The sequence below is a fragment of the Sporosarcina limicola genome, from assembly GCF_014873855.1.
GTDB classification, from domain to species: Bacteria; Bacillota; Bacilli; order Bacillales_A; family Planococcaceae; genus Sporosarcina; species Sporosarcina limicola.
Genome location: NZ_JADBEL010000075.1, coordinates 1 through 1,275 on the forward strand (window position 1 = coordinate 1; position 1,275 = coordinate 1,275).

Consider the following 1,275-nt stretch of genomic DNA (forward strand, 5'->3'; position numbering starts at 1 on the left):
AAAGGTGCCCCAGGAGTGGATGGCATTACAGTCTACCAACTGAAAAGTCATATGGAGAAATATTATCAACCTTTGAAGGAAAAGCTGAAGGATGGGTCCTATCAACCTCAACCCGTTAAAAGGGTTGCCATACCGAAAGCGGATGGGTCGAAAAGATACTTGGGTATTCCATGTGTCTTGGATAGAGTCGTTCAACAAGCGATACTACAAGTCATTGAGCCAATCATTGACCCCCATTTTTCAGATAATAGCTACGGTTTTCGAAAAGGAAGAAGTGCCCACCAAGCTATCAAAAAGGCTGAGGAATATTATCAAGAAGGTTTTAAAGTGGTAGTGGACTGTGATTTGAAAAGTTACTTTGACACTATTCATCACCAGAGAATACGCGGTTATCTGGACTATTTCATATCGGATAAAATGGTACTTCTCCTAATCTGGAAGTTCCTACGCTCGGGCATCCTTGATAAAGACATCTATATCGAGACAAAGAAAGGTGCACCGCAAGGTGGACCCCTGTCTCCTATTCTAGCAAATGTCTACCTCAATATGTTAGACAGGGAGCTAGAAAAGAGAGGACATCGCTTCGTTCGATATGCCGATGACTTCGTCATTTATGTAAAAAGCAAACGTGCTGGTGAACGAGTAATGGAAAGTGTTACAGCTTTTCTAGAACAGGACCTTCAACTGACGATAAACCAGGAGAAAAGCCAAGTATGTGGTGCCACAAAATCCACGTTTCTTGGGTTTAACATTCAAAATCTCATGGGAAAGTAGGGTGCCGACCAAGTGGGTCGGCGAAACAACGCTTCAAAGATAAACTAAGAAAGCGAACCAGTAGAAAACGTCCTGGTCCTTTCATAGATATTATCGTAAAGATAAATCAAACAATAACTGGATGGATTAACTATTACGGAGTCGCTAACATGAAGAAATTCATTGGAGAAACTCAGAAATGGTTAAACCATCGTTTAAGACAATTGATATGGAAGAGATGGAAAAGAATACGTACTCGTTACCAAAAACTTCGCAAGTATGGTATCGACCATAACGATGCGATGAAATTGGCAAATTCCCGGAAGGGATACTGGCGATTATCAAGAAATGGAATTATCCATCGTGCCATAACAAAAGAAAAACTCACAAAGTGGGGACTGAAGGATATGTCCCAACTCTATGAGTCTCGATACTTAAAAGGTTGAACCGCCGTATACCGAACGGTACGTACGGTGGTGTGAGAGGTCGGCTGATCAAATAATGATTAGCCTCCTACTCGAT

2 protein-coding genes are annotated in these 1,275 nt (G+C 41.6%); both read left to right on the forward strand.

Going from position 1 to position 1,275, the window contains the following annotated elements; genetic code table 11:
- Positions 1-774: group II intron reverse transcriptase/maturase (ltrA, locus tag H4683_RS21090; protein WP_192600785.1), on the forward strand; the 774-nt coding region annotated here is incomplete at its 5' end.
- A gap of 83 nt (positions 775-857) precedes the next feature.
- Positions 858-1,199 carry a group II intron maturase-specific domain-containing protein gene (locus H4683_RS21095; RefSeq protein ID WP_338062520.1) on the forward strand — a complete coding sequence of 114 codons (342 nt, stop codon included), beginning with the start codon at positions 858-860 and terminating at the stop codon, positions 1,197-1,199.
- The last annotated feature ends 76 nt before the right edge of the window (positions 1,200-1,275 follow it).